Below are 22,823 nucleotides of genomic sequence, written 5' to 3'. Positions count from 1 at the left end.
TCAGCTCACCAATCCGGTCATGACGCCCACGGGTACGGCGATGAATCCGGCCGTGAGCAGCAGCGCGAGGGCGTTGGCGACGGTCTTCAGGGCGCGGTCGCGGGCCCGGCTGCCGACGCCGAGGGTCTGGGCGGCGCTCCAGAAGCCGTGCCGGACGTGCAGGCCGAGGGCGAGCATCGCGACGATGTAGACGACGTTGCCGTACCAGGTGGAGAAGGTGTCCACGACGTTCTGGTAGGGGTGGCCGGCCTGGAATCCGGGGTGCACGGTGCCGGTGGTCAGGTCCAGGATGTGCCAGACGATGAACAGGCCGAGGATGATGCCGCCCCAGCGCATGGTGCGCGTGGCGTAACTGGCCCGGGGCTTCTTGTGGACGTACTTGCTGGGCCGTGCCCTGATGTCGCGGCGGCTGAGCTGGTACGCCGAGGTGGCGTGCGCGACGACGGCGACGACCAGCACGATCCGTACCAGCCACAGCGTCCACTCGTAGTGCATGAAGGGCTCGCCGACGGTGCGCAGCCAGTGCGCGTAGTGGTTGAACTCGCCCGCCCCGAAGAAGATCTTCAGGTTTCCGATCATGTGGACGACCAGGTACAGCAGCATGATCAGACCGCTGACCGCCATCACGGTCTTCTTGCCGACGGTGGAGTCCCACACCGTGCGTGCCATCGACGGCCGTCGGTCCGTCCGCGTTGCCAGAGCCATGTCACAGCACGCTACGGGCCGACTCCCCGATCGGTCCAAGACATGGTCCGGCTCGTTTCCATAGCCTGCGACTATCGTAGGGGAATGCAGTTCCAGCAGCTCCAGTACTTCGTGGCGGTCGCCGAGACCCGGCACTTCACCCGCGCCGCCGAGCTCGTGCACGTGGCTCAGCCGTCCCTGTCGCAGCAGATCAAGGCCCTGGAGCGGGAGTTGGGGGCCGATCTGTTCCTGCGGGCGCGGGGCAACATCACGCTCACCGACGCGGGCGAGGCGTTGCTGCCACTGGCCCGGCGCATCCTGGCCGACGCGGACACCGCGCGGCACGAGGTGCTGGAGCTGGTGCAGTTGCGCAGCGGCCGGATCCGGCTGGGCGCGACCCCGAGTCTGTGCACGGGCCTGCTGCCGGACGTGCTGCGCGCCTTCCACCACCGCTATCCCGGCATCCGGCTGCTGATCGAGGAGGGCGGCTCCCACGACCTGGTCCGGGAACTGGCCCGCGGCGCCCTCGACCTGGCCCTGGTCGTCCTCCCGCTGCCCACGCCCTCCCCCGCCCTGACCACGGTGGAGCTGCTGCGCGAGGACCTCGTCGTCGTCTCGTCCCCGGAGGCCTCCGCCCCGGGCGGTCCCGGCCGTCGTACCGTGCGCATCGCCGACCTGGAGGGCGAGCGCCTGGTGATGTTCCGGCACGGCTACGACCTGCGCGACCTGACCGTCGCCGCGTGTCGCTCCGCTGGGTTCGAGCCGGATTTCGCGGTGGAGGGTGGGGAGATGGACGCGGTGTTGGGGTTCGTCCGGGCGGGGCTGGGTGTAGCCGTCGTCCCGCGCATGGTGGCCGCTCGGTCGGAGCGAGGGCTACGGGTCACTCCTCTGGCCCGACCGGGGCTGCACCGCACGATCGCCCTCGCCCACCGCAGCGATGTGGCTCCGCCGCGGGCCGCGCGGGAGCTGCAGCGGATGCTGTTGGAGCGGTGAGCCGGGCCCGTAGTGGCGGGGGGCTTTCCGTCCGTCGGGGGGCGCGGGTCTGCTGTGGTCGCTCACGCAGTTCCCCGCGCCCCTGGAGGGGCGCTGCACCTCAGCCCGTCGCGTCCACCAGCGCCAGCTCGTGCAGTCGCTCCGGCGGGCCCGGGCGGGCGTAGTACCAGCCCTGGGCCGTGTCGCAGCCCAGTATCCGCAACTGCTCGGCCTGGGCTCCGGTTTCGACACCCTCGACCGTCACCGCGAGGTCCAGGCTGTGGGCGAGCGAAACGATCCCCTCGACGATCTTGAGGTCGACCGGGTCGGCCGGGAACTGCTGCATGCTCTGGGTGAAGGAGCGGTCCAGCTTGAGGATGCTCACCGGCAGGCGGCGCAGGTTGGCGAGGTTGGAGTAGCCGGTGCCGAAGTCGTCCAGGGCGATGTCGACGCCCATCTCGGCCAGCCGCCGCAGCGGCTTGAGCAGGTCGTCGTCCGCGCCGATCAGCGCCGACTCGGTGACCTCCAGGCAGAGCGCGTCGGGATCGACGCCCGCGCGCTCCAGGATGTCGACGGTGTCCTGAACCAGACCGGGATGAGTGAGCTGGCAGGGCGAGAGATTGACGTTGATGCGGAGCGGGCCGGCCGCCGTGCCGTCGCCGTATCGTTCCCGCCACTCGCGGGCCTGGCGCACCGACTGCTCCAGGACCCAGCGGCCCAACGGGACGATCAGCCCGGTGTGTTCGGCGAGCGGGATGAACCGGTCGGGCCCGAGCACACCGTGCTGCGGGTGCAGCCAGCGCACCAGGGCCTCGGCGCCGCGCACACTGCCGTCGCCGAGGTGGACCAGCGGCTGGTACTCGATGAAGAACTCGCCCCGGTCCAGGGCCGTCGGCAGCGCGGTGGTCAGTCCGTGCCGGGTGATGGCGCGGGCGTCGGCCTCCGGGTCGGCGAGCTCGAAGCGGTTGCCGCCCGCCGACTTGGCCCGGTACATGGTGATGTCGGCGCTGCGCAGCACCTCCGCCGGGCTGCGCTCGCCCGCCGGTCCCTCGACGATGCCGATGCTGCCGCGCACGGTCAGCTCACGGCCGTCGACGCTGATGGGGGCGACCATCGCGTTCATGATGCGGGCGGCGAGCTCGTCGACCTCCCGTTCGGTGTCGGTCCCGGTGGTCAGCGCCACGAACTCGTCACCGCCGAGCCGGGCGACCATCTCGCCGGGCGCGGTCGTGCAGGACTGGAGCCGGTCGGCGACCTCGACGAGCAACCGGTCGCCGGCCGCGTGGCCCAGGCTGTCGTTGATGGTCTTGAAGCCGTCCAGGTCGAGGTAGCACAGACCGAAGCGCTGGCCCTGGCCGGCACCGAGCGCCTTCTCCAGACGTTCGAAGAAGAAGGTGCGGTTGGGCAGACCGGTGAGCGCGTCGTGCGTCGCCTCGTAGCGCAGCCGGAGGTTGAGCAGACGCCGCTCGGTGGTGTCCTCCATGAGGGCGAGCTGGTACTGCGGGTTGCCGTCGGGGTCGCGCAGCAGGGAGACCGTCAGGTTGGTCCACAGGGCCGTTCCGTCGGGCCGGTTGAACGCCTTCTCCACGTGGTAGTGCTCCCGCTCGCCGCGGATCAGCTCGTCGTAGAGCCGCCACGTCTGGGGCGCGTCCTCGGGGTGCGTCCAGTCCTGGACGTTGCGGGCCTGCATGGTCTGCTCGGAGAGGCCGAACATGCGCAGCAGCGCGCCGTTGACCTGCAGTATGTTGCCTTCGAGGTCGGCGATGCCAATGCCTATGGCGGCGCCCTCGAAGACCGCGCGGAAGCGGGCCTCGGTGGCGTGCAGCGCCTGGGCGACCACGCCCTGCGCCCGGAGGGCGGCCTGGGCGATGGCCTCCTGTTCGGCCAGCGTCCGCTCGCGCAGGGCCCGCGCGAACCCGGCGGCCATGGCGTGCTGGATCCGCGCGGCGCGTGCCCGCAGGTCCTCGGCGGGGCCGTCCTCACCGCAGTAGAGCACCAGGTAGGCGTCGACGCAGTCCAGGGTGCGGGTCAGCGCGTCCGGGTCGGTGCAGTGCGCGTCGACCAGAGCGGCGCCCACCGCCTTCGCCTCGTCCGCGTCGAACGTCCTGGTCAGCAGCGCCTGGCTCAACCGCCGGGCGAGCGGCAGCAGTTGTTCCTCGAACTCGGGCCGGGTCGCGGACGTCGAGGTCACCGGGAACACGGCCCGGCTCCAGATCGTCGCGAACCGCCGCAGTCTGTCCTCCGGCCCGTCCGGTTCCGCGCTCACGCCGCACGCCCCACGCCGGCGAATCCGGAGAAGGCATAGGGATCCTCGTCCTCGGGCGGGGTCTCCGGCCGCCAGTGCGGCATCGGCACCAGTCCGGGTTCCACCATGTCGTACCCCTCGAAGAACCGCGCGATCTCCTCGCGCGAGCGCATGATCAGCGGATTGCGAATGTCCTTGTATACGGCGACCGTGCCCTCGGCCCGCTCCGCCGGCAGCGGGATTCCCTCGTACGAGGCATGCGTGAGGATGAGCCGGCTGCCGGGCGCGAGCGCCTCGCGCAGTTCGGCCACCGCCTTGTACGGGTCGTCCGCGTCTTCCACGAAGTGCAGTATGGCAACGAGAAGCAGGGCCACCGGCCGCTTCAGATCGATCAGGGTCTGTACGGCCGGGCTCGCGAGGATCTCCTGCGGCTTGCGGAGATCCGCGGCGACCACCCCGGTGTCCGGGTTGCCCGCGAGGACCGCCTCGCTGTGGGCGACCGCGACGGGGTCGTGATCGACGTAGACGACGCGGGCGCCGGGACGGATCCGCTGGGCCACCTCGTGGACGGTGCCGAAGGTCGGGATGCCGGAGCCGATGTCGAGGAATTGATCAATGCCCTCGTCCGCGGCGTGGCGTACCGCGCGGCGCATGAACGCCCGGTTCGCCTGCATGATCTTGGGAAGTCCCGGCATGAAGTCCATGGCCTTGCGGGCCGCTTGCCGGTCGACCTCGAAATTGTGCGAACCGCCCAGGTAGTAGTCGTAGATACGCGCGACGCTCGGCACCGAGATGTCGATGCTCCGTGGGGCCCAGGCGGGACGCTCCATCTATCTCTCCAGGCGTAGGCGATCCGGTGTTCGAGCTGAGGCTACTGATCGCCCGCCAAAGGAGCGAGCGGAAACGGAAATTGACCATCCGTTCCCGGTCACTGCCTGCGGCACGTGCCGTGTTGATGCCCCGCAACATCTTCCATGAAGCCTCTGTCTTTTCTCTACGAGAAATCCGCAGGGAATTTCGGGGTGTTCCGAATGTTCCGGACAGAAGCCAGGAGTCGGAGAGTTGTGGTGAACGACGGCAAACCGGTCCGCCCCCTCCGTGCGGCGCAGAGGGGGCGGACCGGTGGTCCGGATGAGCGGGTTCCTACTCCGACGCTCCGACCGGCTTTCCGTCGGGCGTCACGGCGTACCAGGTGCCGCCGACACCCTGACCGTTGGTGTCGCCGGGCTTCTTGTCACCGGCGAAGGTGTAGATCGGCACACAGTCGATGGTCTGCTGCTTGATGCCGTCGGGGCGGTCGAAGACCACGTAGCCCTGCCCCCTGGGACCGGATCCCTTCAGATTGATGCCCTTGGTGTCCTCGGCGTCGACCGGGGCGATGACCGGCCACTTCTCCAGGCACTCGCCGGTGCACGCCGTCTTCATCGGCCAGGGCGAGTCCTTCATGAAGCGGTAGACCGTGTGGCCGTTCTTGTCGACGACGATCTCGCCGAGCTTGGGGTCGTTGCGGGTGGACAGGCCGGGCAGGTCGGTGTCGGAGCCCGAGCCCGAGGCGCCCGAAGCCTTGGCCTTCTTGCCGTCGGGGGCCAGCGCGTACCACTTGCCGCCCACGCCCTGGCCGGCCACGTCCCCGGCTTTGGTGTCCTTGGCGTAGCGGTAGGCGGGCCAGCCGCCGATGGTCAGCTGCTTGGTGCCGTCGGCGCGGGTGACCTCGCCGAGCTTCCCCTTGTCGATACCCGCACCGGCCGTGGCGTCGTCCGCGGGGACGGGCGGCCAGGCGGTCGCGCAGTCGCCGTCGCAGTTCGACTTCGGCGGCTCGGCGGTGTCCTGGTCGAAGCGGTAGAGGGTCAGGCCCTTGCTGTCCGTCAGGACACTGCCGAGCTCCTCGTTGGCCGACACGTTCAGCTGGCCCGCGCCGGACGTCTGGGGCCCGGTGGTGCTGCTGGACTGCGCCTCGCCACCTGCACCCGCACCGGCGCCGGCACTGGTGCCGATTCCGGTGCCGCCGATGCCATAGTCACCCGCGGCGGCCGTGGCTCCCACGTTCTGACTGCCCGTCGACGGTGCGCTTTCCTGGCCGCACGCTGTCGTCAGCGCCATCATCATCGCGGCGCCGGCCACGAGTGAGGCGCTCCGCCAGGAGGTCTTCATCGTCAACTCCCCATACTTCCAAGGCTGTTGCAGCGCCCTTCTGTGCCGCCGCACGACCATGAGTACGCAGGGAAGGCCGGTTCGTGTTCAACCGCCCCGCATATTTCTTTCCGAACCCTGTGGCCCGCCCGCTTCTTCTCGCACACGCGTACGCCCAGCTGAGCCCGATCAGCCGTAGGTCAAACCTCCGGTGCCACCTTTCCCCCTTTCGGACCAATCCCGCCCCGCTCGGGCGTACGACGGCGCGCCAGGCCCCAGGATCTTCGTCGTGCACAGACCCGAACCGACCCAATCCGCCCCTGCCATACGGGTGTTGGCCCTGGTGGCGCTGGCATGGCTCCTGGTGGGGCCGTCGGCCGGAGTGGCCGCCGCCGACGCCTACACGTGCGTCCGCGTCTCGGCGGGTCCGGAAGGAGCGGAGGTGGTGGCGGTCGCCGGCACCCTCACCTGGCCGACTCCGACGACGTGCCCGCCACCGCCGCCTCCCCCGCCCTGTCCGACCCCGACGCCCTCACCGACGCCGACTCCTCCGCCCACGCCCACCCCCACCCCGACACCCACCCCACCACCGAAACCCACGCCCACGCCCCCGGAGCCGCGCCCGACACCCACACCCGAACCACCGCCACCACCACCGGCGCCCCGGCCGGAACCACCCCGCCCGACGCCCACGCCGACCCCGCCGCCCGCCCCGGCTCCCGCCCGGCCCGCCGCTCCCCCACCACCGCCGACACCAACCCCGACACCGTCGGCCGAGCCCACTCCACGGCCCACCCCCAGCCCGGTCAGCTATCCGCGCTACCGGGCGACGAAGTCCCACGAGCGGCCGTCCAACGGGGCCACGTCACCCGTCACCTACGTCCTGCTCATCACCGCGCCCGCGGTGATCGCCGTCGCCGCGCTGCGGCCCCGCTAGCGCCGATCCTGGAGGCACTCTTGCCGGAATGGCTTGTTCTCACCCTCGCGATGGCGGCCGCGTGCGCCGTGGTGGTGATCATCACCATCGTGCGGCACCGCACGGCGCCCGAGGACGAGGATCCGAACGAGACGCCGGACGTCATCGAGTACATGACGATGTGGATCGGCGTGGTGTACGCCATCGTCCTGGGCCTGGCCATCGCCGGTGTCTGGGAGGCCCGCAGCACCGCCCAGGACCATGTCCAGACGGAGGCCCAGGCCCTGCACGAGATCTCGGAGCGGGTCAGGGTCTATCCGCCCGATGTCCGTGACCGTATTCGCGACGATGTCAACGCCTATGTCGGACACGTCGTCACCACCGAGTGGAAGGCGATGGCCGACCGCAAGGAGGTCACCGAGCGCGGCGGCGAGCTCCTGGAGAAGATCCGCATCGACGTCACCGACTACGAGCCGAGGACGGACTTCCAGGCCCAGGCCTACCAGCCCCTGCTGGACCAGGTGGCCGCCGCCGACGAGGCGCGCAACGCCCGGGCCGACTCGACCGGGGCGACCATGCCGGGCGTGGTGTGGTTCGGACTGCTCGGCGGCGGCGCGGTGACCATCGGCATGGTCTTCGCCCTCCAGATCCGCCGCACCGTGCGCGAACTGGTCCTCGCGGGACTCTTCTCCGCGCTGATCGCCTTCCTGCTCTTCCTCATCTGGGCCTTCGACACCCCCTATAGCCACAGCATCGCCGCGTCCGCCGAGCCGTTCCTGAACCTCTTCCCGGACGCCAAGCGCTGACGGCGACTCACCCCGCCCGGACCCGGCCGGCCCCACCACACCGGACAGCCGGGGGACGGCCGACACTCCGCCGCCGTCCCCCGGCTGCCGGAACGCGGGTCCCCTGAGCGGCGCACACGCTTGCCCCATTCGCGCGACAGCGATCGCGCAGACGCACACCTGTTCCTAGCGTTTCGGTCATCGAGGTGCATTTCAGGCGCGAGCGGAAGAGGTCCGCAGCTGCTCCTCGGGGACCGGAGGAACCACCATGCGCGCGATACGCGTCGCTTCGGCCGCACTGCTGGGCGCCTGCGCCCTGACCTTCACCGCCCCCGCCGCCCACGCGAGCGGCGAGAGCTCGGGTTTCCGGGTCAGTGTCCTGCCCCAGACCATCGCGGCCGGCGGGCAGGTCACGCTGCGCGCCACGGGATGCAAACAGGACGTCCTCGTCTCCTCCGGTGTCTTCGACGACCTGACCATCCGCAAGGGCCAGTCGTCGGCGACGGCGATGGTCGACTGGGACGCCAAACCGGGCGCGATGTACGAGGTGACGTTCCACTGCGGGACGTTCTGGCAGAACGCCAACCTCACCATCGCCGGCGGCCGTCCTGCCCCCACCCCGATGCCGGTTCCCCCCTACGACAAGGGCGTGCACGCCGGCGAGGGCGGCAGCTTCGCCGGCTTCGACCTCCAGGAGATCGGCCTCGGGGCCGCGCTCATCGCGGGCTCGGTCGGGGCGGCCTACCACTTCTCCCGCCGCCGCACCGGGGAGGACGACGCCTGACCGCACAGGCCTTCGCCCCGGATCCCTGAGGAGATCCGGGGCGAAGGCCTGTCTCATGTGCGGTCAGATGCGCTTCTCGGAGCGGCGGCGCATCCAGAACACCCCGCCACCGACGACGGCCGCGGCCACGAGCCCGCCACCGATGGCCATGTCCGTGGGGGTCGCTCCGGTGGAGCTGCTGCCGCCGATGCCGCCGCGGACGCCGCCGATGACGGTGAAGGCGTTGGTGAACGTCTTGGACCGGCCCTCGCAGGTGGTGGTGATGCTGTACGGACCCGGGCTGGCGTTCGAGTTGACCGTGACCTTCGCCGTCGAGGTGTTGCCGACGCCGCCCTGCGACATGAGCGGAGTGCTCGGGAAGGCGGTCGAGCTGACCGTGCTGCCCGCCAAGGTGCAGGCGGAACCGGTGACGGTGATCTGGAGTTGGCCCCCGCGGGCGATCACGCTCGGGAGAGCACTGACACTGGTCGGCTGATCCCAGGCGGCAGCCGTCGGCGCCGCGAATCCGAGGACGGCGACCGCGACGCCTGTGGCCGCCAGGGCACGAGTAGTACGCATGTTGTTCCTCCGCGGAAGACGCCCCGGGAACTGTCCCCGGTGGATCGGCGAGAAAGCGCCTCCCGCAAAAACCCTCAGTTGCCCTGCACGGCCCCGCATTTCGGGAATGGTCCGTCCTGGTGAGAGGACACGCCGAACGACAAGCGCACAATCGGATATCACCGCAGGTCACGGACCGTCAGAAAATTCCTGCCGACGGCAACTCGGATGGCGCACCGAGGGCGGCACGGGCCACCCGTTCGCGCCCGCCCCGTCGCCGGTTGCGCGTGCGGGACTTAGCGTTCTCATATGCGCGAGTGACGTGGCGACGGCCGCGTCGAGAGGGGAAGTCGAATGTCTGCGTCCGAACTGGCCGACCTGGCCGAAGAGGAGGAGCCGCGGAAGAAGCGTGCTCCCTGGGGCGTGATAGCGCTTGTTCTGCTGACCGGCCTCGCGCTCATTCGGAACGGCTCGGGCGAGTTCGACGTCGGGCCTCCGCAGCCCGCGTCGGCCGCCGCCGAGGCCCGTGCGACGCCCGGTACCTTCCTGAACAGCCCCGATCCCCTGCCGTACGCCGTTCCCGACCGGGTCAGGATCCCGTCGATCCGGGTCGACGCGCCGGTCATGGCGGTCGGCCTGGACGCGGACGGCTGGGTCGGCGCACCGCCGCCGGAGGACCCGAACCTGGCGGGCTGGTTCACCGGCGCGGTCTCGCCGGGCGAGAAGGGCACCGCCGTGGTGGTCGGCCATGTCGACAACAGTCGGGGCCCCGCCGTGTTCTACGCACTCGGGGCCCTGAAGAAGGGAAATCGCGTCGAGGTCGCCCGTAAGGACGGAAAGACGGCCGTATTCGAGATCTACGGCATCGAGGTCTTCGAGAAGAACAACTTCCCGGGCGACCGCGTCTACGGTTCGAAGGGCACCCCCGAATTGCGGGTCATCACCTGCGGGGGCGGTTTCTCCAAGCAGAACGGCTACGACGGTAATGTCGTCGCTTTCGCCCGTCTGGTCGAGGTCCGCTGAGCGTGCCCCGACCGGACCGGCTTCGTGATTTCCGGTTATGCGTGCAGCCGTCGCGGGACGGTGATGTGATAGCCGGAATCCAGCAGATGCGGCAGATAGTCGCGCAGCGCCCGGACGCTCTGGGTGCGGTCGCCCCCGGCGTCGTGCGAGAGGACCACGACACCGGGGGCGGCGCCGTGCTCGACCCGGCCGACGATGGTGCGGGTGCCGGGGGCGGTCCAGTCGAGGGTGTCGACCGTCCAGCCCAGGGGTTCCATCCCGAGCTCGGCGCCGAGTTGGAAGGCGGCCCGGTTCCAGGCACCGTAGGGCGCGCGGAACCACTGGGGGCGATCGCCGTACGCCTCCTCGATGACATCGCAGGTGCGTTCCATCTCGGAACGGATCCGGCCCCGGCTCAGCCGGGTCAGCAGCGGGTGGGACCAGGTGTGGTTGCCCACCGCGTGCCCCTCGTCGGCCATGCGGGAAAGCAGATCCTGGTGGTCGGCGGCCATCTCCCCGCAGACGAAGAACATCGCGCGGACGTCGTACTCCGCGAGGGTGTCCAGGATGTCCGGGGTGTAGCGGGGGTCGGGTCCGTCGTCGAAGGTCAGCACCATGGAGCGGCCCCGGCCGGACATGCGCAGGAAGGGCTCGTGCCGGACGACGGTCCTGGCCGGGGCGGTCCGGGGCGGTCCGTATCCGGTCAGGGGCTGGAGGCGGTAGGCGGAGGGCTTGACCGCTCGGCGCGCCGGGGGGCCGGCCGCGGGGGCGGGGGCGGCCGGTTCGGCGCCGGGGCCCAGCGACAGCACACCTGCCGTACCGGCCGCGCCGACGGCGGCGGCACCGCCGGCGAGCAGGACCCGGCGGCGTGTGAACACCGCCGCCGACGGCAGCCGTGAGAGCAACTGATCCTTCTTCATGACTCATCAGTCGCCCATCACGGCCCCGACGCACCACAGCGACACCGGGGCGGCGGCACGATTCCACCCGTCCGGCCGATGACCAGGGCCTGTCCGGCGGATCATGTCGCGGTCGCGGGGGTCTGGCACGCACTCCCCCACCGCCTTAAAGGCGTGGGGGACCCCCAGCCGCGTTGTCGTCGGTTGCCGACTCCCCCATCGCGTCGACGCCCTCCTCCGCCTTGCGGCTGCACGCACCAGACCCCCGCTCACCCGAGCCGATCAGGCACCGTTACTTACAGGCGACCTGATCCGCCGGACGGGCCCTGGGCGTCAGCGGCGCCGCACGAGGGGGAACGGCAGGGTGTCCCGGATCGTCAGGCCGGTGAGGAACATGACCAGGCGGTCGACGCCGATGCCGAGGCCTCCGGTGGGCGGCATGGCGTATTCGAGGGCGTCGAGGAAGTCCTCGTCCAGCTCCATCGCCTCCGGGTCGCCCCCGGCGGCGAGCAGGGACTGCGCGGTGAGGCGGCGGCGCTGTTCGACGGGGTCGGTGAGCTCGGAGTAGGCGGTGCCGAGTTCGGTGCCGAAGGCGACCAGGTCCCAGCGCTCGGCGAGCCGCGGGTCGATGCGGTGCTGACGGGTGAGCGGGGAGACCTCGGTCGGGAAGTCCTTGTAGAAGGTGGGCAGTTGGGTGCGCTCCTCGACGAGCCGCTCGTACATTTCGAGGACGACGTCGCCGCGGCCGTCGTCGACCGTGTACGGCACGCCGGCGCGGTCGCACAGCCGGTGCAGTGTCTCCAGGGCGGTGTCCGCGTCGATCTCCTCCCCCAGTGCCTCGGAGATCGCGCCGTACACCGTCTTGACCGGCCAGGGGCCCGAGATGTCGTACTCGGTGCCGTCCTTGCGGGCGACCGGCGTACCGAAGGCGGCGGTCGCGGCGCCCTGGATCAGTTCGCGGGTGAGGTCGAGCATCACGTCGTAGTCGGCGTACGCCTGGTAGGCCTCCAGCATCGTGAACTCGGGGTTGTGCTTGTAGGAGACGCCCTCGTTGCGGAAGGTGCGGCCCATCTCGAAGACCTTCTCCAGGCCGCCGACGCAGAGCCGTTTGAGGTACAGCTCGGGGGCGATGCGCAGGTAGAGGTCGAGGTCGTAGGCGTTGATGTGGGTGGTGAAGGGGCGGGCGTTGGCGCCGCCGTGGATCTGCTGGAGCATCGGGGTCTCGACCTCCAGGTAGCCGCGCTCCAGCAGGCCCTGGCGCAGGGCCTGTACGGCGGTGGAGCGGGCGCGGACCACCTCGCGGGCGTCGGGGCTCGCGACCAGGTCGAGGTAGCGCATGCGGACCTTGGCCTCGGGGTCGGTCAGGCCCCGGCGTTTGTCGGGCAGCGGGCGCAGGCACTTGCCGGTGAGCTGCCAGGAGGTGACGAAGACGGTGGGCTCGCCCTTGTCGCTGTCGCCCGCGAGGCCGGTGGCCGTGATGTGGTCGCCGATGTCGGTGTCGGCGGTGAAGCGGTCGAGGGCGGGGCCCGACCGGTCGCGGGTGAGGGCGAGTTGGTGGTCCCCGGACCAGTCGCGCAGGGTGACGAAGACGATGCCGCCGAAGTCGCGCACCCGCATGACCCGGCCCGCGACGGTGACCTGTTCGCCCGCGCGGACGTCGTCGAGGGCGTGGGTGCGGTGCGGGACGACGACGGGGTAGGGGTCGGTGCCGTCGGCGCGCAGGCGGTCCAGGGTGTGGTGCCGGATGCGGACCTGTTCGGGCAGGTCCGCATCCGGCCGTGCGGCCCCGGCCTCGTCCCCTCCGTCGAGGCCGAGCGCCGAGAGCGACGGCAGGCCTTCGGTGGTGGCCGGCCGGTGCCCGCCCTTCGGGTGCCCCTTTCCCCAGAGTTTGCGCAACGACGGTACGGAGACGAAGCCTTCGGCGATCGCGGAGGCGAGGCCGATGCGGGCGAGGGCACCGGCGTCGCCGTAGCAGAGGAAGCGCGGGTACCACTCGGGGCGGTACTTGGCGTTGGAGCGGTACAGGGCCTCCAGCTGCCACCACCGGGAGAAGAACAGCAGCAGGCGCCGCCAGAGCCGCAGGACCGGTCCGGCGCCGATGCGGGCGCCCTCCTCGAAGACGGAGCGGAACACGGCGAAGTTGAGGGAGATCCGGCGGATGCCCGCCTTGGGTGCCGCCGCGCACAGTTCGGCGACCATGAACTCCATGACGCCGTTGGGGGCGGCTCGGTCACGGCGCATCAGGTCCAGGGAGACGCCGTCGCGGCCCCAGGGGACGAAGGAGAGCAGGGCGAGGAGATGGCCGTCCTCGCCCACCGCCTCCACCAGGAGGCAGTCGCCGTCGGCCGGGTCGCCGAGGCGGTCCAGGGCCATGGAGAAGCCGCGTTCGGTCTCCGTGTCGCGCCAGGTGTCGGCCTTGTCGATCGCCTCCTCCATCTCGGCGTCGGTGAGGGTGGAGTGACGGCGGATCCGGCAGGTGGCCCCGGTGCGGCTCACCCGGCGGACGGCCTGCCGGGTGACCCGCATGTCGCGGCCGTCGAGGTCGAAGCCGGCCACGTGCAGGATGGCTTCGTCGCCGAGTTGCAGGGCCCCGAGTCCGGCGCGGGCGAAGGCCTTGGCGCCGTCCTCGGAGGCGCCCATCGCGGCGGGCGCCCAGCCGTGCCGGCGGGCCATCTCCAGCCAGGCGGCGATGGCGTGCGGCCAGGCCTCCCGGTCGCCCACGGGGTCGCCGCCGGCCAGGCACACCCCGGCCTCGACGCGGTAGGCGACGGCCGCCTTGCCGCTGGGTGAGAACACGACGGCCTTGTCGCGGCGGGTGGCGAAGTAGCCGAGGGAGTCCTGGTCGCCGTAGCGCCGCAGGAGAGCGCGGACGCGGTCCTCCTCGTCGCCGTGCAGGGCGGCTTCCAGGCGCTGGGAGCGGAACAGGGTCGCGGCGGCGTTCAGCAGGGCGAGCGCGCCGAACAGGCCGAGGAGGAAGAACAGGGCGCGGGGCGGGCGGCCGTCGAAGGCGCCGCCCGAGATCAGGCCGCCGCACACCCGGTCGGCGGCCCAGGCCAGTCGCTGGCCGCGCGGCAGGGTGCCCGGGAAGAGCTCCACGAGCCCCCAGCCGGCCAGGATCCCGGCCACCAGCCCGGCGAACAGGACGGCCAGGGCCCGGCGTACGGCGGCTCGGCGCGAGGCGGCGTAGAACTCTCGGCGGGCCACGACCAGCAGGGCCAGGGCGAGGGCGCACACCACGAGCGAGGGGATCGAGTCGGCGTACAGGCCCACGGCGACGCCGAGGGCGTCGGCCAGCACGAGCAGGCCCAGGTAGACCACGACCAGCCACCAGGCGATCTTCTTGCGGGCGGCGGTCGCGCCGGCGAGCAGGAACAGGAAGACGGCGTAGGCGAGGTTGGCGCTGACGGGTACCAGGATCTGGTCGAGGAGGCGGACGGCCGGGCGGAGCAGGGTGCGCAGAGGCGGGACGAGGGCGAGCAGTACGCACAGCAGGCCGAGGGCGCCGAAGAAGGCCGCGAAGCCCTCCGGCACCCTGCTGAGGAAGCCGTGTCCGGGCGGCCTCGGCGGGCCCGTGTCCTTCGCCGGCGCGGCCTCCACGGTGGCACTCATGTTCCGACTGTAGGAACACCCCGGCCGCCTCGCCCGTCGAGAGATCCCGGACGGCGGCGGGACCTGCGGGTTCCGATAGCCTCGCAGCCGTGACGGAACAGCACTCGCACCAGTTCGAGCGGGGCACCGACGGTCCCAAGGTCATCGTCGTCGGCGTGGACGGCTCCGACTCCTCGATCCGCGCCGCGGCCTATGCCGGCGGCCTCGCCCGACGCCAGCACGCGCTCCTCGCGGTCGTCTACGTGCAGCCGGTCCTCGCGGCCGGCGCGGCGGCCGGGGCGCCGGTCGCCGAGACCACGGACGCGATCGCCGAGGACCTCGTGGCCCAGCTCCGGGAGGCGACCGAGCAGACCAAGGGGATATTCGACATCCGCTGGGAGTTCCACACCTTCCGCGGCGACCCCTACAGCGGCCTGGTCAAGGCCGCCGACGACCTCAAGGCCGACGCGGTGGTCGTCGGCGCCTCCGAACAGGCGGGCCACCGCATCGTCGGTTCGGTGGCGGTGCGGCTGGTGAAGGCGGGACGGTGGCCGGTGACGGTGGTGCCGTAAGGGACCGGGGCGCGCTCCGGTGGTAGCTGCGCGACGTCTTCCGTGACGGGCTTCCCTGCGCCATCATGATCCGCCGTCAGGCGTTTGCCGTTCGCGAAGAGGTGAGGCTGATGGCCGGGATCCGAACGGGCGAGGGGATTCTCCGTCGCAAACCCATTGAGCGGATCGACGAGACCGAGATCGTCGAGGGCCCGCGTCTGGAACGGTCGCTGGGGCTCTGGCAGCTCACGGCCATCGGCGTGGGCGGCATCATCGGTGCGGGCATCTTCACCCTCGCCGGCACGGTGGCCAACGGTACGGCGGGACCGGCCGTCCTGGTCTCCTTCCTCGTCGCCGGGATCGCGAGCGCGGCGGCCGCGTTGTCGTACGCCGAGTTCGCGGGGCTCATCCCGAAGGCCGGGTCCGCCTACACCTACGGCTACGCGGTGCTCGGGGAGCTGGCCGGCTGGTTCATCGGCTGGGACCTGCTGCTGGAGTACACGGCGATCGTGGCGGTGGTCGCCATCGGTATCTCCGGCTACTTCGGCTTCCTGGTCGGGGAGATGGGCGCGGACCTGCCGAACTGGATGCTGGGCGCGCCCGGCACCGGCGACGGCCACAAGGTGGACCTGTTCGCGGTGGTGCTGTGCCTGCTGATCGCCTATCTGCTCACCCTCGGCATGCGCAACGCGGCTCGCTTCGAGACGGTCGTGGTCGTGCTGAAGGTGCTGGTCGTGCTGCTGGTGATCGCCGTCGGCGTGTTCCACATCGACACGGCGAACTACAACCCGTTCTTCCCGTACGGCGTCGGCGGCGCGTTCACGGGCGCTGCGACGGTGTTCTTCGCGGTCTTCGGCTACGACGCGATGTCCACGGCGGCCGAGGAGTCGAAGGACGCGCAGCGGCACATGCCGAGGGCGATCCTGTACTCGCTGGCCATCTCGATGGTGCTGTACGTGGCCGCCTGTCTGGTCCTGACGGGCATGCAGAACCACCGGGACATCGACAAGGAGAGCGGCTTCTCGACGGCGTTCAAGTCGGTGGGGCTCGGCGGGCTCGCGGACGTGATCGCGGTCGGCGCGATCATCGGCATCCTGACGGTGATGTTCACGTTCATGCTGGGGGTGACCCGGGTGTGGTTCTCCATGTCCCGTGACGGGCTGCTGCCCGCCTGGTTCGCCAAGACGCATCCGACCCGGCACGTGCCGACACGGGTGACCTGGATCGTGGGGGTCGCCTCGGCCGCCATCGCCGGGTTCCTGCCGATCGGCGAGGCGGCCGAACTCACCAACATCGGCATCCTGTTGGCGTTCGTGGTGGTGTGCGTGGCGGTGATCGTGCTGCGCTACCGGCAGCCCGACCTGCCGCGGACCTTCCGCACTCCGTGGATGCCGGTGGTGCCCGCGCTGGGCGTGGTGTTCTCGATCTGGCTGATCACGTTCCTCCAGTGGCAGACCTGGGCGCGGTTCGCCGTGTGGTTCGCGCTCGGGCTGGTGGTCTACTTCGGCTACTCCTACCGGCGTTCGGCACTGGCCGGCCGTTAGCGGGCACGGAGGCGGTCACAGGGCGCGGAGGAAGTCCAGGAGGATCGTGTTGAACTCCCCGGGCTTCTCCAGGTTCGGGAAGTGCGAGGTGCCCTCGACGATGACCGAGCGGCCGTCGGGGACGGTGCGGGCGAACCGCTCCGCGTCGGGGATCAGGGTGGGTGAGTCCAGGGCGCCGTTGACGGTGAGCACGGGGACGTCGATCTTCGGGACGCGGGGCCAGGTGTCGGTCATGGGAACGTGCAGGTTCGGCTCCCCCGGCGTGTGCTTGGCGATGGTGTGCAGGGACATCTCGCGCAGCCGCTCCAACAGGGCCGGGTCGAGGTCGTCGACCGTGCGGTACGGGCCGGCGGCGCCCCGCAGGAACACGGTCATCCAGCCCTCGATGTCGCCGGAGTGCAGGGTGCGGGCGGACTCGGCGACGATCTCCCGGGTCCACTCGTCCGTGTACTGGAAGTCGCTGGTCGTGGCCCCGCTCAGGACGATCCCGCGGACCAGTTCCGGGTACTCGATCGCGGTGTCGCTCGCGACGGCCCCGCCCATCGACACCCCGACCAGGACCGCGGGACCGGCGTCGAGATGCCGGAGCAGGCCGGCGAGGTCGTCGGCCCACCGGAAGGGCTCGCTCGCGTTGGCGGACCAGCCGTGGCCCCGGATGTCCGCCGCGATCACGCGGTGTCCGGCGGCGAGGGCCGGTATCTGGTCCTCGAAGAGGCGGTGGTCGACGTATCCGGCGTGGAGCAGGACCACGAGGTCGCCCGCGCCGGTGTCGCGGTAGGCGAGATCGCCGTCGGTGGATGTGAAGAAGCTCAGTTCCGAAGCAACTGTCATGACAACCAAGGTGTCATCTTCGAAGGATTTTGGCAACCGAGGTGTCATGATGGCCGGGTGGACGACATGCACGACATCGACGAACCACTGCCGCCCGACGAACTGGGCCACCGGGTCAGCGAGGTGTTCGACCTGGTCGGCGCCCTCTACCGGCGCGGCCTGCGCAAGCTCGAACAGGGCGAGGCCGTGGAGGGGGTGTCCGTCGGCGTGCGCTCGGTCCTGACCCTGCTGCACAGATACGGGCCCATGACGGTGCCTCAGATGGGCCGGGTCACGACGCTGACCCGCCAGTTCGTGCAGCGCATGGTGAACGACGCGCTGGCCCGGGGCTGGGTGGAGGCCACGCCCAACCCCGCGCACCAGCGGTCCTCGCTGATCCGGATCACGGACGAGGGCGAGACCGTCATCACCACGATCCTCGGGCGCGAGCACGAGCTGAACCGGCAGGTCGGCGGCGATCTGACGGACGCCGAGCTGCGGGCGTGCAAGCGCGTGCTGAAGGAGATGCTGCGGACCTTCGACCACGTGGAGGCCGACTGACCCGGGCCACCACGCGGCGGCCGGCCGGCTCCGGCTACCTCCCCATGGTGAGCCCGTCCTTCGCGGCGCCCCGGCTGAGCACCACCTGCCGGATGCGGTCGCGCACGGCGCGCACGTCGGCGCCCGCGGCGAGCGCCTGGTTGAGGTTCACCAACCGGCCGGCGTCGACGTCGAACCACTGCGGGACGAACTCGGCCCTGGTGACCTTCCAGCGCTCCCCCGGCCTCTGCGGCTTGGCGAAGGTGAAGCGGCCGAGGGTGGACTGGTTGCCGCGCGGGTCCCGGGCGCCCTGGTGGTTGAACATCTCACCGGCGATCTGGTCGCCCATGCCGTAGACCACCCAGGTGCCGTTGACCTTCTCGTACGCCTGCGGGACGTGGGCGTGGGTGCCGAGGATCAGGTCGATGTCGGGGCGCTCGCCGGTACGGGCGGCGGTGAGGGTCCGCGCCAGGGCCGTCTGCTGGTCGTCGGGCGCGTCCTGCCACTCGGTGCCCCAGTGCAGGGACACCACGACCACGTCGGCGCCCGCCTGCCGGGCCGCCCGGGCGTCGGCCAGGATCCGGTTCTGGTCGATCAGGTTGACGGCCCAGGGCCGGCCCTGCGGGAGCGGGAAGCCGTTGGTGCCGTAGGTGTAGGAGAGGTGGGCGACCTTCGCGGACCCCGCGGGCAGCACCGTGACCGTGCGGGCCTCCTGCTCGGTGCGCGCCGAACCGGCATGCCGTACGCCGGCCCGGTCCATGGCGTCCAGGGTGCGACGGATGCCCTCGGCGCCGTCGTCGAGGCTGTGGTTGGAGGCGGTGGAGCAGCCGTCGTAGCCGGTGGCGGCGAGGCCCTGGGCGACCTCGGGCGGAGACTTGAAGGTGGGATAGCCGGAGTACCGGCCGTTCGCGCCGTAGACGGTCTCCATGTGGCACAGCGCCAGATCGGCGCGGGAGACGACCGGTTCGATCCCGGCCAGCATCGGGCGGAAGTCGTGGCCGCGACCGCCGCCGTCGAAGCGGGCCCGGTCGATGATCGAGCTGTGCGGGAGGACGTCACCGGAGGCGACGAGCGTGAAGCCGGGCGGACCGGCGGCGGAGGGGGCCGGACGTCCCGGCTCGACGGACGGGTCGTGATCCTTGCTCTGGCAGGCGGCGCCCGCCGCGAGAAGGACCGTGAGAGCCAGGGCCACTTGCTGCCTGCGTGCAATCATCAGCTCACCCCACTGTGATCATATTTACTCACAAATAGGTACGAAGCTGAAGACGCCCCCAAACGGGCTTGCCACCCTCATTAGCCCGTCCGGCCCGCGCGGGCCAGGCGGAGGGAACCGTTCATCGAACCGTTCGCCGACGCGATCGACCGTCCGCCGCAGACATGCGCCCCCGCCCTGTCCAGAAACGGCCCCCTGTTATGGCATACGGCCATGACGGCCGGAACCACTCTCACGAACGGGACGACCGCCGAGCACGAGCTCGCCGCACTGCAGCGCGAGCACGGCCGGCCTCTCTTCGCGCTGCTGCTCCGGCTCTGTGACGGTGACCGACAGCGCGCCGAGGACCTGGTGCAGGAGACACTCGTACGCGCCTGGCAGCACCCCGAGGCGCTGCGCGCCGACGACTTCGAGTCCGTACGGCCCTGGCTGCTGACCGTGGGCAGGCGGCTCGCGATCGACGCGCGGCGGGCGCGGCAGGCGCGTCCGGCGGAGGTCGGAGACGCGGTCCTGGAGAACGCGCGGGTGTGCGCGGATCACGCGGAGCGGGCCGCCGCGACCCTCGATGTGCGCGAGGCTGTGAAGACACTCACTCCGGAGCACCGTGAAGTCCTGGTGCTGGTGTACTTCCAGGGGGCGAGTGTGGCGGAAGCCGCGGAGATCCTCCGGATACCGCCCGGTACCGTGAAGTCCCGCGCGTACTACGCGCTGCGCGCCCTGCGCCGGGTGCTTCCGGGATACGCGGCCGACCTGCGGTGAAACCCATGAATGAGTCAAACCTCCGTAAAGCGAGTTGCTGAGTACCCCGGTTGAGTAATCGGCTGTCCCCATCCGTGTTCCGGACTGGGGGCCCGGCGACGGGCGACGCGCACGCACCGGAGGAAGGCAGGAAGGGATGCTGCACAGAGGTCGAGAGAGCACGGACGGCGCCGACGGCGAACTGACCGTTCCCATGGCCTGGTTGTATGCCGAGTACATCGCCGACGAGCTTCTGCGATCGGGGGATCTGATGCCCCCGACGTCGTTCGAGTTCCGGGCCGGCCGTGACGCGCTGGCGTTGACCGTCTTCCTGTCCGACACCGAGGGCGAGTTGTCCGGCATCCAGGTCGTCTCCCAGTTGGAGAACTGGCTGTCGCTGACGGCGTACGACCAGCCGTGGCAGGACTGGGTGTGCGAGCGGATGGCCGCGCTGGCGGCCGAGGCGATCGCCGCCGAAGGGCCTTCAGCGGACCTGGAGTTGGCGGAGGCGGCCTGGCGCTGGCTGCAGGAGACGGAGCTGCTCGCGCCCGATCTGAACGCGGTGCCGGGCGGTGGTCCGGTGATCGGTGAGGACGAGGGACCGAAGGTCTGGACGCCGGCCTGGCAGCTGGGGCTGCCGCTGGGACATCTCGCGATTCATCTTTTTTAGATTCGCCCGGACTCGGACCAATCCTCGGGTCCGGCCGCTCCGAATCCCTTGGTCACGATTCGGTCAGGGGCTTGAGTGATTCGGCTGACTGGTCCGTACCGGTGGGTGCAAGGAGTCACCCCACCCGCACCCAACGGCACGAGGATTCGGCATGAGGTCCCTGGAGAGGCATCGCGACGTCGGCGCGTACGCGCTCGGCGTGCTGGACGAGGCGGACGCCTTCCGCTTCGAGGACCACCTCATGGAGTGCCCCCGGTGCTCGGCCGAGGTGACCGAGTTCGGCCCCATCACCCGTCAGATGATGCTCTACCGGCGGGCCACGCCCCGGGTGGTGCACCCCATGGCCCAGCCCGGGCCCCGGCTGCTGGAGCGGCTGCTCGGCGAGGTCGCTGCGCGGCATCGGGCGGGGCGCCGGCGCGTGCTGTACGCGGTGGCCGCGGCCGTGGTGATGGCCGTGGCCGGGCCCGCCACGGTGCTCTTCGCCAGCGATGCCAACAGTGCCGCGCAGATCACCGCCACCGATGAACGCTCCGGGGTCTGGGCCCAGGTCACCACCAAGGACGAGCCCTGGGGCAGCGAGGTCGAACTCAAGGTCAAGGACGCCGCCGGCCCCCGCGCCTGCCACCTCGTCGTCATCGGCGAGGACGGCTCCGAACACACCGTCACCGGCTGGAACGCCCCCGGCCACGACGCCGACGCCAACACCCTCCACAGCGGCTCCGCCCTCCACCCCGACCAGATCGCCCGCTACGAGGTCCGCACGGCGACCGGGGAACACCTGGTGACGCTGAGCCCTCGGTAGGGATGCGGGCGGCAACGGCCGGGGGGCGCGCCCGCGGGGCAGCTGCCGGGTGGGTCTCCACCGCTACGGCCGAAGCGCCGGCCGGGGACGATCGCCGGGTTCGGATGCCTCGGGATCGTGCTTGTTCTCGGCATCCTCATCGCGATAGGCCTCGTCGTGGACGACGGCGAGGGCGGCCGCTCGAAGGACAGCGGCACCGTCGCGGAGGATCCGGTCCGGGAGCAGGACCGCTATCCGCCCACGCCGACGCGCGGTGGAGCCGTCGGGGACGTGAAGATCACCAAGTGCGCGGTCGATCCGGTGACCGAGGGGACCGCGGCCGGGCTGCTCGTCACGAATCGTTCGTCGAAGACCTCGGACTACACGGTCGACGTGGAGTTCCTCGACCGCTCGGGCAAGCGCCTGGGTGACGGGATCGGGGCGACGCGCAAGCTCGCGCCGGGGCAGCAGGCCGACGTGACCGCGCAGGGGCTCGTTCGGATCACGGAGGCCGTCACCTGTCGGGTCACCGACGTCACGCGGTACGCCTCCGTCACCTGAGCAGGCGGGACATTCGGCGGTCCGCCAGGGGTTTTCCTCCTGTTTGGCAGGTGGGGCAGTACTGGAGGGAGGAGTCGGCGAAGGAGACGTCGCGGATGGTGTCGCCGCAGACGGGGCAGGGGGCGCCGGTGCGGCCGTGGACGCGGAGGCCGGACTTCTTCTCGGACTTGAGGCGGGCGGCGGCCAGGCCCCGGGTGCGGGAGAGGGCGTCGGTGAGGGTGGAGCGCAGGGCCTGGAAGAGGGTGGTGATGTCCTCGGGGGTGAGGGAGGACGTCGGTTTGAAGGGGGACATCTTCGCGGCGTGGAGGATCTCGTCGCTGTAGGCGTTGCCGACGCCCGCGATGAGCGACTGGTCGCGCAGGGCGCCCTTCAGCCGGCGGCGCTCGCCCTTCAGGAGGCCGGCCAGGCGGGCCTCGTCGAAGTCGTCGGCGAGCGGGTCGGGGCCGAGGCGGGCGATGCCCGGGACCTGCTGGGGGTCCTGGACGACGTACACCGCGAGCCGTTTCTGTGTGCCCGCCTCCGTGAGGTCGAAGCCCTCGCCGGTCTCCAGGGCGACGCGGAGGGCGAGGGGGCCCTTGCCGGGGCGGGGCATGCCGCTCGGGAGCCGGTCCTTCCAGTGGAGCCAGCCCGCGCGGGCGAGGTGGGTCACCAGACGGGGGCCGCCCGCCGTCTCCAGGTCGAGGAACTTGCCGTGCCGGTGCACGGCCGTGACCTCGTGGCCCTCCAGGGCGGTGAGCGGAGGGTCGTACGTCTTCAGGACACTGATCGCGACGGGCAGCACCCGCACGATCTCGTGGCCGACGAGGTGCTCGGTGAGGAAGTCCCTGAGCGCCTCGACCTCGGGCAGTTCCGGCATACGTCCAGAGTGCCACC

The 22,823-nt window shown here is 71.0% G+C and carries 21 protein-coding genes; 11 read left to right on the top strand and 10 right to left on the bottom strand.

Going from position 1 to position 22,823, the window contains the following annotated elements:
• On the bottom strand, window positions 1-669 hold the full coding sequence (locus SLINC_RS39090; protein WP_067443160.1) for a succinate dehydrogenase: 669 nt from the start codon (window positions 667-669) through the stop codon (window positions 1-3).
• Window positions 670-789: 120 nt separating this feature from the next.
• On the opposite strand from SLINC_RS39090, the gene SLINC_RS39085 reads away from it, so the two are divergent.
• The gene (locus SLINC_RS39085; RefSeq protein ID WP_067443159.1) at window positions 790-1,677 is read left to right on the top strand and encodes a LysR family transcriptional regulator; all 888 of its coding nucleotides are present in this window, start codon (window positions 790-792) and stop codon (window positions 1,675-1,677) included.
• A gap of 100 nt (window positions 1,678-1,777) precedes the next feature.
• On the opposite strand, the gene SLINC_RS39080 is transcribed toward SLINC_RS39085, so the two are convergent.
• The 3 genes from SLINC_RS39080 to SLINC_RS39070 form a co-directional block, all read right to left on the bottom strand.
• Window positions 1,778-3,922 carry a putative bifunctional diguanylate cyclase/phosphodiesterase gene (locus tag SLINC_RS39080; protein WP_067443158.1) on the bottom strand — a complete coding sequence of 715 codons (2,145 nt, stop codon included), beginning with the start codon at window positions 3,920-3,922 and terminating at the stop codon, window positions 1,778-1,780.
• Complete coding sequence (locus SLINC_RS39075; protein WP_067443157.1) at window positions 3,919-4,731, bottom strand: SAM-dependent methyltransferase; 813 nt, start codon at window positions 4,729-4,731, stop codon at window positions 3,919-3,921. Before SLINC_RS39075 ends, SLINC_RS39080 begins: the two co-directional genes overlap by 4 nt.
• A 313-nt stretch (window positions 4,732-5,044) precedes the next feature.
• On the bottom strand, window positions 5,045-6,052 hold the full coding sequence (locus SLINC_RS39070) for an SCO0930 family lipoprotein (RefSeq protein ID WP_067443156.1): 1,008 nt from the start codon (window positions 6,050-6,052) through the stop codon (window positions 5,045-5,047).
• A gap of 936 nt (window positions 6,053-6,988) precedes the next feature.
• Here SLINC_RS39070 and SLINC_RS39060 point away from each other — a divergent pair.
• Both SLINC_RS39060 and SLINC_RS39055 read left to right on the top strand, forming a co-directional pair.
• A complete protein-coding gene (locus SLINC_RS39060) occupies window positions 6,989-7,753 on the top strand; it encodes a bestrophin-like domain (protein ID WP_107406739.1) in 765 nt (254 codons plus the stop codon).
• 247 nt (window positions 7,754-8,000) lie between these two features.
• Complete coding sequence (locus SLINC_RS39055; RefSeq protein ID WP_067443153.1) at window positions 8,001-8,516, top strand: hypothetical protein; 516 nt, start codon at window positions 8,001-8,003, stop codon at window positions 8,514-8,516.
• 63 nt (window positions 8,517-8,579) lie between these two features.
• Here the strand turns inward: SLINC_RS39055 and SLINC_RS39050 are convergent, their stop codons facing one another.
• Window positions 8,580-9,074, bottom strand: coding sequence for a hypothetical protein (locus SLINC_RS39050; protein WP_067443152.1), 495 nt, complete (start codon window positions 9,072-9,074; stop codon window positions 8,580-8,582).
• A gap of 333 nt (window positions 9,075-9,407) precedes the next feature.
• Here SLINC_RS39050 and SLINC_RS39045 point away from each other — a divergent pair, with 333 nt between their 5' ends.
• Window positions 9,408-10,076 carry a class F sortase gene (locus SLINC_RS39045; protein ID WP_067443151.1) on the top strand — a complete coding sequence of 223 codons (669 nt, stop codon included), beginning with the start codon at window positions 9,408-9,410 and terminating at the stop codon, window positions 10,074-10,076.
• 35 nt (window positions 10,077-10,111) lie between these two features.
• Here SLINC_RS39045 and SLINC_RS39040 read toward each other — a convergent pair whose 3' ends face one another.
• Together SLINC_RS39040 and lysX are read right to left on the bottom strand one after the other, a co-directional pair.
• Window positions 10,112-10,975 carry a polysaccharide deacetylase family protein gene (locus SLINC_RS39040; protein WP_067443150.1) on the bottom strand — a complete coding sequence of 288 codons (864 nt, stop codon included), beginning with the start codon at window positions 10,973-10,975 and terminating at the stop codon, window positions 10,112-10,114.
• A 312-nt stretch (window positions 10,976-11,287) separates the two neighbouring features.
• Entirely contained in the window at window positions 11,288-14,563 is a 3,276-nt protein-coding gene (gene lysX, locus SLINC_RS39035) for a bifunctional lysylphosphatidylglycerol synthetase/lysine--tRNA ligase LysX (protein WP_067443149.1), read from the bottom strand.
• An 89-nt stretch (window positions 14,564-14,652) separates the two neighbouring features.
• On the opposite strand from lysX, the gene SLINC_RS39030 reads away from it, so the two are divergent.
• A complete protein-coding gene (locus SLINC_RS39030) occupies window positions 14,653-15,114 on the top strand; it encodes a universal stress protein (protein WP_067443148.1) in 462 nt (153 codons plus the stop codon).
• 110 nt (window positions 15,115-15,224) lie between these two features.
• A complete protein-coding gene (locus SLINC_RS39025) occupies window positions 15,225-16,637 on the top strand; it encodes an amino acid permease (protein WP_067443147.1) in 1,413 nt (470 codons plus the stop codon).
• 15 nt (window positions 16,638-16,652) lie between these two features.
• Here SLINC_RS39025 and SLINC_RS39020 read toward each other — a convergent pair whose 3' ends face one another.
• A complete protein-coding gene (locus SLINC_RS39020) occupies window positions 16,653-17,468 on the bottom strand; it encodes an alpha/beta fold hydrolase (protein ID WP_067443146.1) in 816 nt (271 codons plus the stop codon).
• Window positions 17,469-17,534: 66 nt separating this feature from the next.
• Between SLINC_RS39020 and SLINC_RS39015 the strand changes: the two genes are divergently transcribed.
• Window positions 17,535-18,008, top strand: a complete 474-nt coding sequence (locus SLINC_RS39015) for a MarR family winged helix-turn-helix transcriptional regulator (RefSeq protein WP_067446191.1) — start codon at window positions 17,535-17,537, stop codon at window positions 18,006-18,008.
• 34 nt (window positions 18,009-18,042) lie between these two features.
• Here SLINC_RS39015 and SLINC_RS39010 read toward each other — a convergent pair whose 3' ends face one another.
• Window positions 18,043-19,200 carry a CapA family protein gene (locus SLINC_RS39010; RefSeq protein WP_067443145.1) on the bottom strand — a complete coding sequence of 386 codons (1,158 nt, stop codon included), beginning with the start codon at window positions 19,198-19,200 and terminating at the stop codon, window positions 18,043-18,045.
• Window positions 19,201-19,413: 213 nt separating this feature from the next.
• On the opposite strand from SLINC_RS39010, the gene SLINC_RS39005 reads away from it, so the two are divergent.
• From SLINC_RS39005 to SLINC_RS38990, 4 genes are all read left to right on the top strand, one after another.
• A complete protein-coding gene (locus SLINC_RS39005; protein ID WP_067443144.1) occupies window positions 19,414-19,959 on the top strand; it encodes a sigma-70 family RNA polymerase sigma factor in 546 nt (181 codons plus the stop codon).
• A gap of 136 nt (window positions 19,960-20,095) precedes the next feature.
• Entirely contained in the window at window positions 20,096-20,608 is a 513-nt protein-coding gene (locus SLINC_RS39000) for a hypothetical protein (protein WP_067443143.1), read from the top strand.
• 151 nt (window positions 20,609-20,759) lie between these two features.
• Window positions 20,760-21,410: a zf-HC2 domain-containing protein gene (locus tag SLINC_RS38995; protein ID WP_067443142.1), complete on the top strand. Its 651-nt coding sequence runs from the start codon at window positions 20,760-20,762 to the stop codon at window positions 21,408-21,410.
• 117 nt (window positions 21,411-21,527) lie between these two features.
• Window positions 21,528-21,950, top strand: a complete 423-nt coding sequence (locus tag SLINC_RS38990) for an FxLYD domain-containing protein (protein WP_067443141.1) — start codon at window positions 21,528-21,530, stop codon at window positions 21,948-21,950.
• Here the strand turns inward: SLINC_RS38990 and SLINC_RS38985 are convergent.
• Window positions 21,943-22,806: an Fpg/Nei family DNA glycosylase gene (locus tag SLINC_RS38985; protein WP_067443140.1), complete on the bottom strand. Its 864-nt coding sequence runs from the start codon at window positions 22,804-22,806 to the stop codon at window positions 21,943-21,945. The genes SLINC_RS38990 and SLINC_RS38985 overlap by 8 nt on opposite strands.
• Window positions 22,807-22,823: the final 17 nt, after the last annotated feature.

Source organism: Streptomyces lincolnensis (assembly GCF_001685355.1).
GTDB lineage: Bacteria > Actinomycetota > Actinomycetes > Streptomycetales > Streptomycetaceae > Streptomyces > Streptomyces lincolnensis.
The sequence above is the reverse complement of the archived record's forward strand: the minus strand, read 5'-3'. Positions and strand labels throughout refer to the sequence as shown.

What these genes read in the sequence shown, in the direction of transcription:
- SLINC_RS38995 (WP_067443142.1), top strand. Translation starts at nt 20,760, where the DNA reads ATGAGGTCCCTGGAGAGGCATCGCGACGTCGGCGCGTACGCGCTCGGC.
- SLINC_RS39055 (WP_067443153.1), top strand. Translation starts at nt 8,001, where the DNA reads ATGCGCGCGATACGCGTCGCTTCGGCCGCACTGCTGGGCGCCTGCGCC.
- SLINC_RS39010 (WP_067443145.1), bottom strand. Translation starts at nt 19,200, where the DNA reads ATGATTGCACGCAGGCAGCAAGTGGCCCTGGCTCTCACGGTCCTTCTC.
- SLINC_RS39020 (WP_067443146.1), bottom strand. Translation starts at nt 17,468, where the DNA reads ATGACAGTTGCTTCGGAACTGAGCTTCTTCACATCCACCGACGGCGAT.
- SLINC_RS39090 (WP_067443160.1), bottom strand. Translation starts at nt 669, where the DNA reads ATGGCACGCACGGTGTGGGACTCCACCGTCGGCAAGAAGACCGTGATG.
- SLINC_RS39025 (WP_067443147.1), top strand. Translation starts at nt 15,225, where the DNA reads ATGGCCGGGATCCGAACGGGCGAGGGGATTCTCCGTCGCAAACCCATT.
- SLINC_RS39050 (WP_067443152.1), bottom strand. Translation starts at nt 9,074, where the DNA reads ATGCGTACTACTCGTGCCCTGGCGGCCACAGGCGTCGCGGTCGCCGTC.
- SLINC_RS38985 (WP_067443140.1), bottom strand. Translation starts at nt 22,806, where the DNA reads ATGCCGGAACTGCCCGAGGTCGAGGCGCTCAGGGACTTCCTCACCGAG.
- SLINC_RS39015 (WP_067446191.1), top strand. Translation starts at nt 17,535, where the DNA reads ATGCACGACATCGACGAACCACTGCCGCCCGACGAACTGGGCCACCGG.
- SLINC_RS39040 (WP_067443150.1), bottom strand. Translation starts at nt 10,975, where the DNA reads ATGAAGAAGGATCAGTTGCTCTCACGGCTGCCGTCGGCGGCGGTGTTC.
- SLINC_RS39070 (WP_067443156.1), bottom strand. Translation starts at nt 6,052, where the DNA reads ATGAAGACCTCCTGGCGGAGCGCCTCACTCGTGGCCGGCGCCGCGATG.
- SLINC_RS39045 (WP_067443151.1), top strand. Translation starts at nt 9,408, where the DNA reads ATGTCTGCGTCCGAACTGGCCGACCTGGCCGAAGAGGAGGAGCCGCGG.
- SLINC_RS39085 (WP_067443159.1), top strand. Translation starts at nt 790, where the DNA reads ATGCAGTTCCAGCAGCTCCAGTACTTCGTGGCGGTCGCCGAGACCCGG.
- SLINC_RS39005 (WP_067443144.1), top strand. Translation starts at nt 19,414, where the DNA reads ATGACGGCCGGAACCACTCTCACGAACGGGACGACCGCCGAGCACGAG.
- SLINC_RS39075 (WP_067443157.1), bottom strand. Translation starts at nt 4,731, where the DNA reads ATGGAGCGTCCCGCCTGGGCCCCACGGAGCATCGACATCTCGGTGCCG.
- lysX (WP_067443149.1), bottom strand. Translation starts at nt 14,563, where the DNA reads ATGAGTGCCACCGTGGAGGCCGCGCCGGCGAAGGACACGGGCCCGCCG.
- SLINC_RS39000 (WP_067443143.1), top strand. Translation starts at nt 20,096, where the DNA reads ATGCTGCACAGAGGTCGAGAGAGCACGGACGGCGCCGACGGCGAACTG.